The 15321-nt window shown below is 52.3% G+C and carries 11 protein-coding genes and 1 other annotated feature; all 11 genes read left to right on the top strand.

The genetic code is table 11. From position 1 onward, the window contains the following. Positions 1-92: 92 nt before the first annotated feature. The 11 genes from rplA to tuf all read left to right on the top strand — a co-directional run bounded on the left by rplA (position 93) and on the right by tuf (position 15142). Positions 93-776, top strand: a complete 684-nt coding sequence (gene rplA / locus HGBM_RS23635) for a 50S ribosomal protein L1 (RefSeq protein ID WP_019123552.1) — start codon at positions 93-95, stop codon at positions 774-776. A gap of 48 nt (positions 777-824) precedes the next feature. Next, positions 825-977 (top strand) — a sequence feature (ribosomal protein L10 leader region). 32 nt (positions 978-1009) lie between these two features. Continuing rightward, complete coding sequence (gene rplJ, locus HGBM_RS23630; protein WP_019123551.1) at positions 1010-1525, top strand: 50S ribosomal protein L10; 516 nt, start codon at positions 1010-1012, stop codon at positions 1523-1525. A 29-nt stretch (positions 1526-1554) separates the two neighbouring features. Continuing rightward, positions 1555-1920: a 50S ribosomal protein L7/L12 gene (rplL, locus tag HGBM_RS23625; protein WP_019123550.1), complete on the top strand. Its 366-nt coding sequence runs from the start codon at positions 1555-1557 to the stop codon at positions 1918-1920. 99 nt (positions 1921-2019) lie between these two features. Then, a complete protein-coding gene (locus tag HGBM_RS23620) occupies positions 2020-2616 on the top strand; it encodes a class I SAM-dependent methyltransferase (RefSeq protein WP_019123549.1) in 597 nt (198 codons plus the stop codon). Between the two features lie 333 nt (positions 2617-2949). After that, a complete protein-coding gene (gene rpoB, locus HGBM_RS23615) occupies positions 2950-6489 on the top strand; it encodes a DNA-directed RNA polymerase subunit beta (protein ID WP_019123548.1) in 3540 nt (1179 codons plus the stop codon). A gap of 28 nt (positions 6490-6517) precedes the next feature. After that, positions 6518-10144, top strand: coding sequence for a DNA-directed RNA polymerase subunit beta' (gene rpoC, locus HGBM_RS23610; protein WP_019123547.1), 3627 nt, complete (start codon positions 6518-6520; stop codon positions 10142-10144). 139 nt (positions 10145-10283) lie between these two features. Then, positions 10284-10538 carry a 50S ribosomal protein L7ae-like protein gene (locus tag HGBM_RS23605; protein ID WP_019123546.1) on the top strand — a complete coding sequence of 85 codons (255 nt, stop codon included), beginning with the start codon at positions 10284-10286 and terminating at the stop codon, positions 10536-10538. 176 nt (positions 10539-10714) lie between these two features. Beyond that, entirely contained in the window at positions 10715-11152 is a 438-nt protein-coding gene (rpsL, locus tag HGBM_RS23600; protein ID WP_019123545.1) for a 30S ribosomal protein S12, read from the top strand. Positions 11153-11204: 52 nt separating this feature from the next. Next, complete coding sequence (gene rpsG / locus HGBM_RS23595; protein WP_019123544.1) at positions 11205-11675, top strand: 30S ribosomal protein S7; 471 nt, start codon at positions 11205-11207, stop codon at positions 11673-11675. Between the two features lie 70 nt (positions 11676-11745). Further along, positions 11746-13824, top strand: a complete 2079-nt coding sequence (gene fusA, locus HGBM_RS23590) for an elongation factor G (protein ID WP_019123543.1) — start codon at positions 11746-11748, stop codon at positions 13822-13824. Positions 13825-13951: 127 nt separating this feature from the next. Then, positions 13952-15142: an elongation factor Tu gene (gene tuf, locus HGBM_RS23585; protein ID WP_019123542.1), complete on the top strand. Its 1191-nt coding sequence runs from the start codon at positions 13952-13954 to the stop codon at positions 15140-15142. Positions 15143-15321 lie beyond the last annotated feature (179 nt).

Here is a 15321-nt window from a genome sequence, read left to right as displayed (position 1 = left end):
TGATCATGTTTTGGCAAAGGGGTACAAGCTTTGTGCCCCTGCCTTGTGGGAGGACTAAACCGCTACGACCACAATGAAGGGAGAAAACAAAAATGCCGAAACACGGTAAAAAGTATCAAGAGGCCGTAAAGCTGATTGATAAAAACAAAGTGTATGAAGTGAGCGAAGCCATTGAGCTCGTGAAGAAAGCGGCATCTGCCAAATTCGACGAGACAGTGGAAGCGGCATATCGCTTGGGTGTTGACCCGAAGCGCGCCGATCAACAAATTCGCGGTGCGGTTGTACTGCCGCACGGTACTGGTAAAGTTCAGCGCGTGCTCGTATTCGCCAAAGGCGAAAAAGCAAAGGAAGCAGAAGCTGCTGGTGCTGATTACGTCGGCGACGCTGACATGATCGCCAAAATTCAAGGCGGCTGGTTTGATTTCGACGTCGTTGTCGCAACTCCTGACATGATGGGCGAAGTCGGGAAACTGGGTCGCGTGCTCGGTCCAAAAGGTCTGATGCCGAACCCGAAAACCGGTACGGTTACTTTTGACGTAACCAAAGCTGTGAACGAAATCAAAGCTGGTAAGATCGAATACCGCGTTGATAAAGCAGGGAACATCCACGCGCCGATCGGTAAAGTTTCCTTCGATGCCAATAAGCTGGAGGAAAACCTTGCTGCCCTGACAGAAGCGCTGAACCGCGCGAAACCGGCTGCAGCAAAAGGCGTGTACATGCGCAATGTCACTATCAGTTCGACGATGGGCCCTGGCGTGCGTGTAAACGTAAAATAATAACTGTTGACTTCCGGTTTGGAAGTTGCTAATATATTTCCTGTTGATGAAATGAATATCGTCATGCCGTAGACAGAAGGTGCGAAAGCTCCCGGGAGATTCGCTTAATATCCCTCCGAGGCGTGTAATGAATATAAAGGTCCTATGCCTTTGCATACATTATGCCCTCGTGTGTCTGCGAGGGCATTTTTCATTGTTCATTGGCAGGTATATGATGCACGGGAGGTGTAATAATGGCAGAAATTCGTCCAACCGTTATTCGAGAAGAGAAAGTGCAAATCATCGACGAGATCGCAAATAAACTGCGCGATAGCCAAACGACTGTCATCGCTGACTACCGCGGTCTGACAGTTGCTCAAGTTACTGAACTCCGCAAACAACTGCGTGAGGCAGGCGTTGACTTCAAAGTGTACAAAAACACGATGGCTCGCCTGGCAACAGCAAAAGAAGGTTTGACTGAACTCGACCAATATCTATTGGGACCAAACGCTATTGCTTTTTCGAAAGACGACGTTGTCGCCCCTGCGAAGATTTTGGTTGACTTTGCGAAGAAAAACGAAGCTCTCGAAATCAAAGGCGGCGTAATCGAAGGGAAAGTCGTCGGTGAGGATCAGATCAAAGCACTGGCATCTCTGCCGTCCCGCGAAGGTCTGTTGTCCATGCTGCTTAGTGTGCTGCAAGCGCCGATGCGCAATGTGGCCCTCGCTGTCAAAGCAGTTGCCGATCAAAAAGAAGGCCAAGGCGCCTAATCCGTATCCAAGAATAGGAGGATATAAATATGAGCAAAGAGCAAATCTTAGAAGCGATCAAAGGTATGACCGTTCTTGAATTGAACGACCTGGTAAAAGCAATTGAAGAAGAGTTTGGCGTAACTGCAGCTGCTCCTGTAGCAGTTGTTGCAGGCGGCGGTGCTGCTGAAGCTGCTGCTGAACAATCCGAGTTCACTGTAAACCTGGTGAGCGGCGGCGCTTCCAAAATCAATGTTATCAAAGTTGTTCGCGAGCTGACCGGCCTTGGCTTGAAAGAAGCAAAAGACCTGGTAGACAACGCTCCGAAACCGATCAAAGAAGGCGTATCCAAAGACGAAGCAGAAGCGATCAAAGCAAAATTGGAAGAAGCCGGTGCAACTGTAGAACTGAAGTAACAGCCGCTTTCTTCTATATACAGATTCCCCTTGCCTGCGGCAGGGGGTTTTCTGTTCTTGATTCACATCACCTCCAAACTGTGAAAGGTGTGGATAGACGTGACAGATCACTACTACAGCAATCAGCCCAGAACCCCGCATGACGAACGAGAGTTCTCCTTTGATCTAAACGGACGCGCGTTTCGGTTTGTCACTGACGCAGGTGTATTTTCCCGGGATCGGGTTGATTTTGGCAGCTTGCTCTTGATCGAGACCATGGAGTTTCCCGCAGACGCCAGTGTTCTCGACGTAGGCTGCGGTTATGGACCGATCGGCCTCTCGGCAGCAGTTCGGGCCAGTCGGGGGTGGGTGACGATGATCGATGTAAACGAGCGGGCGGTCATGTTGGCCCGCCGCAATGCCGAGCGAAACGGCATTGAAAATGTAGAGGTGCTCATAAGTGATCTGTACAGTGAGGTCCGGGGACGCACGTTTGACGTCATCTTGACCAACCCGCCGATTCGCGCCGGAAAAGACGTTGTTCACCGCATTTTTACGGAAGGGCACGAGCTGCTGGCAGAAGGGGGCCAGATGTGGGTCGTCATTCAGAAAAAACAGGGTGCTCCGTCCGCGTGGAAGAAGCTGCAGGAAGTATATTCAAGCGTTGAAGAAGTGGAAAAGAAGAAGGGATACTCCATCTTTCGCGCCTACAAGTGACGGAAACTTTGATAAATGATCCTTGACGGTGTAAAATGCTTATGATACCATTATAAAATGTCAATATGGGTTTACTGTCTAGTTCGGAGAATTCCCGTTTTGTCAACTGCTAATTTCTCCTTTTTTGTAAAAAAGAGGAATAAGTGTATAGGGTTTTGGGGATTCTTGTAGAATAGAGTTTCTTTCGCTAAAAAATGAGGTTATTGTATTAACCCATTTTTATTTTTTGCGTGAAAAGCGTCTTGACGTTTTTCATAGACCTTATGACCGCTTGGTCGCACAAAAAGGTCGTGACCGTTTTGTGTTGCAGCACAAACATGAGGGGTGAATGAGTTGGCAGGTAAATTGGTTCAAAGCGGCCGCCACCGTCAGCGTCGTACGTATTCTCGCATTAACGAAGTGTTGGGTCTGCCTAATTTGATCGAGATCCAGCAAAAGTCCTACCAATGGTTTTTGGATGAAGGATTGCGTGAGATGTTTCAGGACATTTCTCCTATCCAGGATTTCACTGGGAACCTCGTGCTGGAATTTATCGATTATAGTTTAGGTGAACCAAAGTATGATGTAGATGAATCTAAAGAGCGCGATGTAACGTTTGCGGCTCCGTTACGGGTGAAGGTCCGTCTGCTGAACAAGGAGACGGGTGAAGTGAAGGAACAAGAGGTCTTCATGGGGGATTTTCCGCTGATGACCGATACCGGCACGTTCATCATCAACGGGGCAGAGCGGGTTATTGTCAGTCAACTTGTTCGTTCCCCAAGCGTTTACTATAACACGAAGGTAGACAAGAACGGTAAGCAGACGTTTACTGCTACGGTGATTCCGAACCGGGGCGCTTGGCTGGAACTGGAAACCGATGCGAAAGACATCATCTATGTTCGCATCGACCGGACGCGGAAGATCCCGGTTACGGTTCTTTTGAGAGCGCTCGGTTTCAGCTCTGATATAGACATTCTCAATTTGCTCGGCGAAGACGAGTATATCAAAAACACGTTGGAAAAAGACAACACCGACTCTACCGAGAAGGCGTTGATCGAAATCTACGAGCGTTTGCGTCCCGGCGAACCGCCGACGACTGAAAACGCAAAGAGCTTGCTTGTTTCCCGTTTCTTTGATCCCAAGCGATACGATCTGGCCTCCGTTGGCCGCTACAAGATGAACAAAAAGCTGAATATCAAAACGCGTTTGTACAATCAACGCTTGGCGGAGACGCTCGTTGATGCGGCTACAGGCGAGATTATTGCAGAAGCGGGTCAGGTGATTGATCGCCGCTTGCTTGATCGCATCCAGCCGATGCTGGATGAGAGCGTCGGCTTTGTCGAAGTCCACACCCATGGCGGCGTGCTGGAGGAAGAGACAGTCCGCCTGCAATCGATCAGCATTTTCTCGCCAACCGAGGACGGCAAAGTCATTCGGGTCATCGGCAACGGCAACATTGATAAATCAGTAAAACATATTACGCCGGCGGATATCGTCGCAGCGATCAACTACTTCATCAACCTGCTGCATGGCGTCGGCAATACCGATGATATCGACCACTTGGGCAACCGCCGCCTCCGTTCTGTCGGGGAACTGCTGCAAAACCAATTCCGTATTGGTCTTTCCCGCATGGAGCGCGTGGTTCGGGAGCGGATGTCGATCCAGGATCAGAATCAGATTACTCCGCAGGCGTTGATCAATATTCGGCCGGTTATTGCCGCAATAAAAGAGTTCTTCGGCAGCTCCCAGCTGTCGCAGTTCATGGATCAGACCAACCCATTGGCGGAATTGACGCACAAACGGCGCCTTTCTGCGCTTGGACCCGGGGGCTTGACGCGTGAGCGGGCCGGGTTTGAAGTGCGCGACGTCCACCATTCCCACTATGGGCGGATGTGCCCGATTGAAACGCCTGAAGGTCCAAACATCGGGCTGATCAACTCGCTTTCCACCTATGCGCGGATCAATGACTACGGCTTTATCGAGACGCCACGCCGAAAAGTTGACCCAGAAACAGGCCGCGTTCTCAATGAAATCGTCTACCTGACAGCCGACGAAGAGGATGTGTACAACGTCGCCCAGGCAAACCAACCGCTCGACGAAGAAGGCAATTTCGTCAACGAACAGGTTATTTGCCGCCGGAAGGGTGAAATTCTCAGCGTTCCTCGCGATAAAGTCGACTTCATGGACGTTTCGCCGAAACAGGTCGTCTCGGTGGCGACAGCACTGATCCCGTTCCTGGAAAACGACGACGCCAACCGGGCCCTGATGGGATCCAACATGCAGCGGCAAGCTGTGCCGCTCTTGGTGCCGCAAGCGCCGTTCGTCGGCACCGGCATGGAGCACAAGGCCGCCCAGGATTCGGGTGTGGCCGTGGTAGCGAAGTGGCCTGGTCAGGTTGAACGCGTTACCGCCAAAGAAATTTGGGTCCGCCGCTACAAGGAGATCAACGGCAAAAAGGTGGCCGGCGATCTTGACAAGTATAAATTACAGAAGTTTATTCGTTCCAACCAGGGAACGTGCATAAACCAGCGTCCTATCGTGAAAAAAGGAGATTGGATCGAGCCTGGTGACATCATCGGTGACGGTCCGTCTACGGAAAAGGGCGAGTTGGCTCTCGGCCGCAACGTCATTGTCGCGTTTATGACCTGGGAAGGGTATAACTACGAGGATGCGATTCTTCTCAGCGAGAAGCTGGTCAAGGATGACGTCTACACCTCCATCCACATCGAGGAGTACGAATCCGAAGCCCGCGACACCAAGCTGGGACCGGAAGAGATTACCCGCGACATCCCGAACGTGGGTGAAGATGCGCTGAAGAACCTCGACGAACGCGGAATCGTGCGCGTTGGCGCAGAGATTCAGGACGGCGATATCCTCGTCGGCAAGGTGACGCCAAAGGGCGTGACCGAACTGACGGCGGAAGAGCGTCTCTTGCATGCCATCTTCGGTGAAAAAGCGCGTGAGGTTCGCGATACTTCGCTGCGGGTGCCGCACGGCGGATCTGGCATTGTCGTCGACGTCAAGGTGTTTACCCGCGACAACGGTGACGAACTGCCGCCGGGCGTGAACCAGTTGGTGCGCGTCTACATCGCCCAAAAACGGAAGATTTCCGTGGGTGACAAGATGGCAGGCCGACACGGTAACAAAGGGGTTATTGCCCGGATTATGCCGGAAGAAGATATGCCGTTCTTGCCGGACGGATCGCCGGTTGAAATTGTCCTCAATCCGCTGGGGGTTCCGTCGCGGATGAACATCGGACAGGTGCTTGAGACCCACTTGGGCATGGCAGCGAAAATGCTGGGCATTCACGTGGCGACTCCTGTCTTTGACGGAGCACGCCAGGACGACGTGTTCGACACGTTGGAGGAAGCCGGCTTGGACCGCGACGGAAAAACAATTCTGTACGATGGCCGTACCGGAGAACCGTTTGACCGCCGTGTAACGGTAGGTTGTGTCTACATGTTGAAGTTGGCCCACTTGGTGGACGATAAGATTCACGCCCGTTCTACCGGTCCATACTCGCTCGTCACACAGCAGCCGCTGGGGGGGAAAGCCCAGTTTGGCGGCCAGCGCTTCGGCGAGATGGAGGTATGGGCATTGGAGGCATATGGTGCGGCCTATACCTTGCAGGAAATTCTCACCGTTAAGTCCGACGACGTCGTTGGTCGCGTGAAGACCTACGAAGCGATCGTCAAAGGGGAGAACGTGCCGGAACCGGGCGTTCCTGAGTCGTTTAAAGTGTTGATCAAGGAATTGCAAAGCTTGGGTATGGACGTGAAGATACTCTCTGAAGACGAACAAGAAATCGAGATGCGCGAGATTGACGATGAGGACGAAGGCAGCGGTGAAAAGCTGAACCTCGTGCTAGAAGGCGGAAGCTTGGACGAAGAGTAAGATTCCGGACTAAGGGAGGTAACGCCCTGTGATAGACGTCAACAATTTTGAATACATGAAAATAGGTCTGGCCTCTCCAGACAAAATTCGCTCCTGGTCGTACGGTGAGGTCAAGAAGCCGGAAACGATCAACTACCGGACACTAAAACCGGAAAAAGACGGGTTGTTCTGCGAGCGCATCTTCGGTCCGACAAAGGACTGGGAGTGCCACTGCGGAAAGTACAAGCGCGTCCGTTACAAAGGTGTTGTCTGCGACCGCTGCGGCGTGGAAGTGACCCGCGCCAAGGTGCGCCGCGAACGCATGGGGCACATTGAGCTGGCTGCTCCCGTGTCGCATATCTGGTACTTCAAAGGGATTCCCAGCCGCATGGGGCTCGTGCTTGACATGTCGCCGCGTTCCCTGGAGGAAGTCATCTACTTTGCATCCTACGTGGTGACCGATCCGGGAGATACGCCGCTCGACAAGAAGCAGCTGCTCTCGGAAAAAGAGTACCGCAATTATCGCGAGAAGTACGGTTACTCCTTTCAAGCCATGATGGGTGCCGAGGCGATCAAGCGACTGCTTGCCGAAATCGACTTGGATAAAGAAGTGGATTTTCTGAAGGAAGAGCTGCGGACGGCGCAAGGCCAACGCCGCAATCGTGCCATCAAACGTTTGGAAGTGCTCGAGGCGTTCCGCAACTCGGGAAATCGCCCGGAGTGGATGGTCTTGGACGTGCTGCCGGTTATTCCGCCGGAACTTCGCCCGATGGTACAGCTGGACGGTGGACGCTTTGCCACCTCCGACTTGAACGATCTGTACCGCCGCGTGATCAACCGGAACAATCGCTTGAAGCGTTTGTTGGAACTGGGCGCTCCCGACATCATCGTACAAAATGAAAAGCGCATGCTGCAGGAAGCCGTTGACGCTCTGATCGACAACGGCCGCCGTGGACGGCCTGTTACTGGACCGGGCAACCGTCCGTTGAAATCGCTCAGCCATATGCTAAAAGGGAAGCAAGGGCGTTTCCGCCAAAACCTGCTGGGTAAACGCGTTGACTACTCCGGCCGTTCCGTTATCGTCGTCGGACCGAACCTCAAAATGTACCAGTGCGGTCTGCCGAAGGAAATGGCATTGGAGCTGTTCAAACCGTTTGTGATGAAGGAATTGGTGTCCAAAGGGCTCGCTCACAACATCAAGAGCGCAAAACGGAAAGTCGAGCGGGTTCAACCGGAAGTATGGGATGTCCTCGAAGAAGTGATCCGCGAGCATCCAGTGCTTTTGAACCGCGCTCCTACGCTTCACCGCCTGGGGATTCAAGCGTTCGAACCGGTGCTGGTCGAAGGTCGGGCGATTCGCCTCCATCCGCTCGTTTGTACGGCGTACAACGCGGACTTCGACGGTGACCAAATGGCGGTGCACGTGCCGCTATCCGCCGAGGCGCAAGCTGAAGCGCGAATCTTGATGCTGGCTGCACAAAACATCCTGAACCCGAAAGACGGAAAGCCGGTCGTTACACCGTCGCAGGACATGGTTTTGGGTTCTTACTATCTGACCCTGGAGCGCGAAGGCGATAAGGGTGAAGGCAATGCCTACCGGAATCCGAACGATGCGATCGCTGCTTACCAAAACGGGTATATCAGTCTGCACACGCGGATTGCCGTTCCGGCGAAGAGCCTGAATAAAACATCGTTTACGGAGAAACAGCAGGACGCCTTGCTGTTTACCACGGTGGGGAAAATCATTTTCAATGAGATCTTCCCGCCGGAGCTGCCGTATATCAATACACCGTCGAAAGCCAATTTGCAAAATCAAGTGCCTGATGAGTACTTCGTCTTTGACAAGGGTGTCGACCTGAGAGAATTTGCAAGGAAACTTCCGGATCACGGCGCAGTGAAGAAAGGCTTCCTCGGCACCATTATCGCCGAGTGCTTCCGCCGATTCGGAACGACGCAAACCTCTGTGATCCTTGACAAGATCAAAGAGCTTGGCTTTGCCTACTCTACAAAAGCCGGTATTACGATTGCCGTATCTGACATTGTCGTACCGGAACAGAAAAAAGAGATTCTGGGCGCAGCGGACGAGAAGGTAGCGACCGTTATGGCTCAGTACCGCCGCGGTTTGATTACCGAAGATGAGCGTTATGACCGCGTCATTTCCATTTGGTCGAAAGCCAAGGACGAGGTTACCGACGTCTTGATGAAGTCCATGGATAAGTTTAACGCGCTGTTTATGATGGCAAACTCCGGTGCCCGCGGTAACGTTTCGCAGATTACCCAGCTGGCCGGTATGCGCGGACTGATGGCGAACCCGTCCGGTCGAATCATCGAGCTACCGATCAAATCCAATTTCCGTGAAGGCCTGACCGTGTTGGAGTACTTTATCTCCACTCACGGCGCCCGGAAAGGACTTGCCGATACAGCGCTGCGTACGGCTGACTCCGGTTACCTGACACGCCGCCTGGTCGACGTGGCCCAGGATGTGATCGTTCGCGAAGAGGATTGCGGTACGGATAAAGGGATTCGCGTCAGTGCCATCACTGATGGCAAAGAGGAGATCGAAAAATTGTTCGACCGCCTCGTTGGCCGCACCTGCTTTGAAACCGTCCGTCATCCAGAGACGAAGGAAATCTTGGTTGGCCGCAACCAGGAAATCACGGAAGAAATTGCTGAAAAAATCGTCAAGGCCGGTATCAAGGACGTCTACATTCGCAACGTGCTTGCCTGCCGCACCAGTCACGGCGTCTGCAAACAGTGCTACGGACGCAACCTGGCAACAGGTGCGGAAGTGGAGATCGGGGAAGCGGTCGGTATCATTGCCGCCCAGTCGATCGGCGAACCTGGCACCCAGTTGACCATGCGTACGTTCCATACCGGGGGCGTGGCTGGCGACGATATCACCCAAGGTTTGCCGCGGATCCAGGAGTTGTTTGAAGCTCGCAATCCGAAAGGGCAGGCTGTCATCACCGAGATCGACGGTGAAGTTGTCGACATTCGCGAAGGCAAGGATCGACGCGAAATCGAGATTCGCGGAGATGCCGAGAACAAGGTTTACTCTGCTCCGTACGGCGCACGCATCAAAGTATCCGTTGGAATGGTACTCAGCGCCGGCGACGAGTTGACAGAGGGGTCTGTCGATCCAAAGGAAATGTTGAAGGTTCGCGGTCTGCGCGGCGTCTCCAACTACATCCTGCAAGAAGTGCAAAAGGTGTACCGGATGCAGGGGGTAGAAATCAACGACAAGCATATCGAAGTCATGATCCGTCAAATGCTTCGCAAGGTGCGCGTAGTGGACAGCGGAGATACGGATTTGCTGCCTGGTTCTTTTGTCGAGGTTCACGAGTTCGAACTGGCGAATGCCAAAGTTTTGATGGAAGGACGCAACCCGGCAGTTGGACGTCCGGTGCTGCTCGGTATCACCAAGGCGTCGTTGGAGACCGATTCGTTCCTCTCTGCCGCCTCCTTCCAAGAGACGACGCGCGTGCTTACCGACGCTGCGATCAAGGGCAAGGTGGACCGTTTGCTGGGCTTGAAGGAGAACGTCATTATCGGAAAATTGGTACCTGCGGGTACAGGTATGTCCCGCTATCGGAATACCAAGGTGCTCACGCTGCAAGAGCAAGAGGCCTTGGAGGCTCAACAGGCCGAGCGGGAAGCAGTTTCGATGGCCGAATAAGATCAAGCAGGTTGGTGCTCATCAAATAGATGGGCACCATTCCTTGCAAAAACAAATAGGTTTCTGTTGACATGGTGAAATCAAGCTGATATGATATTCAAGTGTGCCTGATACACTTTGCTTTGGAGGATATGATCACATGTCTTATGAAAAAGTAGAGCGGGCCAAAGAGTTGATGATCGGAGTTAATCAGACGTTGAAGGCGGTTGAGAGCGGGCAGGCCGAAGAGGTCTACATCGCTCAGGACGCAGACAAGCGTCTGACACAGAAAGTCGCAACTCTGTGCAAGGAGAAGGGTGTGCCAGTAGTCTACGTAGATTCCATGCGACGCCTCGGCAGGGCATGCAGAATTGAAGTGGGCGCAGCTGCGGCTGCAATCAAAAAAGGTGGTTAAACCGTTTTTGTCAAAAAGCGTTTCATTGCTCTCTGGCAAAAGCTTTCTATTTGACCCAAAAATGACTCACCTGGATCTGTGGTCTTAAAGCGCTAGTTTGAAAAGTGCCTGACGTCAAACGTCACTGGACTTTTTCAGCTTTCGCATTAGAGAGGAAGAGGAAGGAGGTCTACAATATGCCTACAATGAACCAATTGGTACGCAAAGGCCGTACTGACAAGGTCGTGAAGTCGAAGTCCCCTGCATTGCAAAAAGGGTACAACAGCTTCAAAAAATCCCTGACGAATCAAAGCTCTCCGCAAAAACGTGGTGTCTGCACCCGCGTAGGTACCATGACCCCGAAGAAGCCAAACTCCGCATTGCGTAAATATGCGCGTGTCCGTTTGACCAACGGTATTGAGGTGACAGCTTACATCGGCGGTATCGGTCACAACCTGCAAGAACACAGCGTTGTGCTGGTTCGCGGTGGCCGTGTAAAGGACTTGCCAGGGGTTCGTTACCACATCGTTCGCGGCGCGCTTGACACTGCCGGTGTTAACAATCGTATGCAAGGCCGTTCCAAATACGGTACCAAGCGTCCGAAAGCCGGAAAAGACGCAGCGAAGAAAAAATAAGCTCGCCTAGGCGACTCGTCACAAGCATATTTACACAAAGGAGGGGAATAGGATGCCACGTAAAGGCCCAGTTGCACGTCGGGACGTACTTCCTGACCCGATTTACAATAGCAAACTCGTTACCCGGCTCATCAACCGCATGATGCTGGACGGTAAGCGAGGTGTAGCGCAAAACATTCTCTATAACGCGTTCAACATCATTCAAGAGCGTACAGGCCGCAATCCGATGGAAGTGTTTGAAGAAGCACTGAAAAACATCATGCCTGTGCTGGAAGTAAAAGCACGCCGCGTTGGTGGTGCAAACTACCAAGTACCGATCGAAGTAAAACCGGAGCGCCGTACTACTCTTGGTCTGCGTTGGTTGGTAAACTACGCCCGCACTCGCGGTGAGAAGACCATGGAACAGCGTTTGGCTAACGAGATCATCGATGCGGCAAACAACACTGGCGCAGCCGTGAAAAAACGTGAGGACACTCACAAAATGGCTGAAGCAAACAAAGCGTTTGCACACTATCGCTGGTAGAATTTTAAGCGGGTATCCTTGCAGGACGCCCGCATATTCCCACACATGAGTTAAGGAAGGAGTATACCTGATGGCTCGCGAGTTCTCTCTGGCGAATACGCGCAATATCGGAATCATGGCTCACATCGATGCCGGTAAGACGACAACTACTGAGCGTATTCTCTTTTACACCGGTCGCGTTCACAAAATTGGCGAGACGCACGAAGGTGCGGCAACCATGGACTGGATGGAGCAAGAACAAGAGCGCGGTATCACCATTACATCTGCTGCGACAACGGCTCAGTGGAAAGGCCATCGCATCAATATCATTGACACGCCAGGGCACGTAGACTTTACTGTTGAGGTTGAACGTTCCCTTCGCGTACTTGATGGTACAGTTGCGGTATTTGATGCCAAGGGTGGCGTTGAGCCGCAATCCGAAACCGTCTGGCGTCAAGCAGACAACTATGGCGTACCTCGTCTCTGCTATATAAACAAGATGGACATCATCGGCGCGAACTTTGACATGTGCGTCGACCAAATTCGCAATCGCCTGGGTGCCAATCCGGTACCGATTCAATATCCGATCGGTGCGGAAGACCAATTCGTCGGAATGGTTGACCTGATCAACATGCAGGCGATCATCTATACCGATGACTTGGGCAAAACATCTGACGCTCGCGAAGTTCCAGCTGAGCTGAAAGACAAGTGCGAAGAGCTTCGCCTGCAGCTGATCGAGGCGGCAGCCGAGCAAGACGAAGAATTGATGATGAAGTACCTCGAAGGTGAGGAGCTGACTGTAGAAGAGATCAAGAAAGGCCTGCGCAAAGGCACCATCGAGTGCAAACTTGTGCCTGTGCTCTGCGGTTCTTCCTACAGAAACAAAGGGGTTCAGCCGATGCTTGACGCAGTGGTTGACTTCCTGCCGGCACCGACCGATATCCCGGCAATCAAAGGCCATCTGCCGGATTCGGAAGACGAGGTAACGCGTGAAGCTGACGATAATGGCCCGTTCTCGGCCTTGGCGTTTAAAATTATGTCAGACCCGTACGTCGGTAAGCTGACGTTCTTCCGCGTCTACTCCGGTACGCTTTCATCCGGTTCGTACGTGTTGAACTCTACCAAAGGCAAGCGCGAGCGCGTCGGTCGTATCTTGCAGATGCACGCCAACCACCGTCAAGAGATTGACATGGTATACTCCGGCGATATCGCCGCTGCAGTAGGTTTGAAAGATACGACGACAGGGGACACCCTCTGCGATGAGAAGTCACCGGTTATTCTCGAATCGATGACCTTCCCGGATCCGGTTATCGAGGTTGCGATCGAGCCGAAGTCCAAAGCGGACCAAGACAAAATGGGTATCGCACTCGGCAAACTGTCCGAGGAAGATCCGACATTCCGCGCCCGGACCGACGAAGAAACCGGTCAGACGATCATCGCCGGTATGGGTGAGCTTCACCTCGAAATTATCGTTGACCGCATGAAGCGTGAATTCAAGGTCGAAGCGAACGTCGGGGCGCCACAGGTTGCTTACCGCGAAACCTTCCGGGGCAGCGCAAAAGTGGAAGGGAAATTCGTTCGCCAATCTGGTGGCCGCGGTCAATACGGTCACGTTTGGGTGGAATTCTCCCCGCTCGAACCGGGCCAAGGCTTCGAATTCGAGAACAAGATTGTCGGTGGGGTCGTGCCTCGTGAATACGTTCCGGCCGTTCAGGCTGGTATCGAAGAGGCGATGAAAAACGGTGTTCTCGCCGGCTTCCCGCTGGTAGACATCAAAGCTGTTCTCGTCGACGGAAGCTACCACGATGTAGACTCCTCCGAGATGGCGTTTAAAGTTGCAGGTTCTTTGGCATTGAAAGAAGCTGCGAAGAAGTGTAACGCTGTGCTGTTGGAGCCTGTGATGAGGGTCGAGGTTACTGTGCCTGAAGAGTACATGGGTGACGTCATGGGCGACCTGAACTCCCGCCGTGGCCGCATCGAAGGGATGGAAGCTCGCGCCAATGCACAAGTAATCCGTGCGATGGTGCCGCTCTCCGAGATGTTCGGCTACTCCACGACTCTGCGTTCCCGTACGCAAGGCCGCGGTACCTACTCGATGTTCCTCGACCACTACGAAGAAGTGCCGAAGAGCATCGCTGAAGAGATCATCAAGAAGTCGAAAGGCGAGTAATTCGCCCGCTAGACCCTTTATCTTCAATCGAGAAAGGTTTACAATATTATACGGACAGCCATCCTGTAATGAGTAAACCTTTCTTTATTCAATACTTACCCTTACTTTTAAGGAGGATTACATTCTCATGGCAAAAGAAAAATTTGAGCGGACCAAACCGCACGTAAACATTGGTACAATCGGTCACGTTGACCACGGCAAAACCACTTTGACTGCTGCTATCACTACTGTTTTGGCACAGCAAGGTAAAGCAAAAGCAATGGCATATGACAGCATTGACGCTGCTCCGGAAGAAAAAGAGCGCGGTATCACGATCAACACTGCACACGTTGAATACGAAACTGAAAACCGCCACTATGCTCACGTTGACTGCCCAGGTCACGCTGACTACGTGAAAAACATGATCACTGGTGCTGCTCAAATGGACGGCGCGATCCTCGTAGTATCCGCTGCTGACGGTCCGATGCCGCAAACTCGCGAGCACATCCTGCTCTCCCGCCAGGTAGGTGTACCTTACATCGTCGTATTCATGAACAAATGCGATATGGTTGACGATGAAGAGCTGCTGGAACTGGTTGAAATGGAAATCCGTGACCTGCTTTCCCAATACGAGTTCCCAGGTGACGATATTCCAGTCATCAAAGGTTCCGCTAAAGAAGCCCTCGACAATCCAAGCGGAGAATGGGCAAAGAAAATTATTGAATTGATGGATGCTGTTGACAACTACATCCCAACTCCTGAGCGCGCAACCGACAAGCCTTTCTTGATGCCGGTTGAGGACGTGTTCACGATCACTGGCCGTGGTACTGTTGCTACCGGTCGCGTAGAACGTGGAGTGGTTAAAGTAGGTGACCAAGTAGAAATCGTTGGTCTTGCTGAAGAAACTCGTACTACTACGGTAACAGGTGTTGAGATGTTCCGTAAACTTCTCGACCAAGCAGAAGCTGGTGACAACATCGGTGCCCTGCTCCGCGGTGTTGAGCGTAAAGACATCGAGCGCGGTCAATGTTTGGCAAAACCGGGTTCCGTTAACCCGCACACCAAATTCCGTGCAGAAGTATACGTTCTGTCCAAAGAAGAAGGTGGACGTCACACTCCTTTCTTCGCTAACTACCGTCCACAATTCTACTTCCGTACCACTGACGTTACTGGCATCATCCAACTGCCGGAAGGCGTAGAAATGGTAATGCCAGGTGACAACACTGAGTTCAGCGTTGAGCTGATCGCACCTGTAGCAATGGAGCAAGGTACTCGCTTCGCTATTCGCGAAGGCGGACGTACTGTAGGCGCCGGCGTTGTTGCAGCGATCATCGAATAATCATCTGACGTAAGACCCGGTAGCTGGTGCTATCGGGTTTTTTTACGCTGCAAATGGCCGAATGGATCTGGCAGCACTCGTCCTCATCATCAAATTTCATCACTCTCATCAAAAATTTTCAACAATTATCCAGCTAGCCCTGTGTTACAATACGATTTGGATAAGGAGATAGAGAAATA

It is taken from the genome of Brevibacillus massiliensis, assembly GCF_000311785.1.
In the GTDB taxonomy this organism is placed as follows: domain Bacteria; phylum Bacillota; class Bacilli; order Brevibacillales; family Brevibacillaceae; genus Brevibacillus_C; species Brevibacillus_C massiliensis.
The sequence above is the reverse complement of the archived record's forward strand: the minus strand, read 5'-3'. Positions and strand labels throughout refer to the sequence as shown.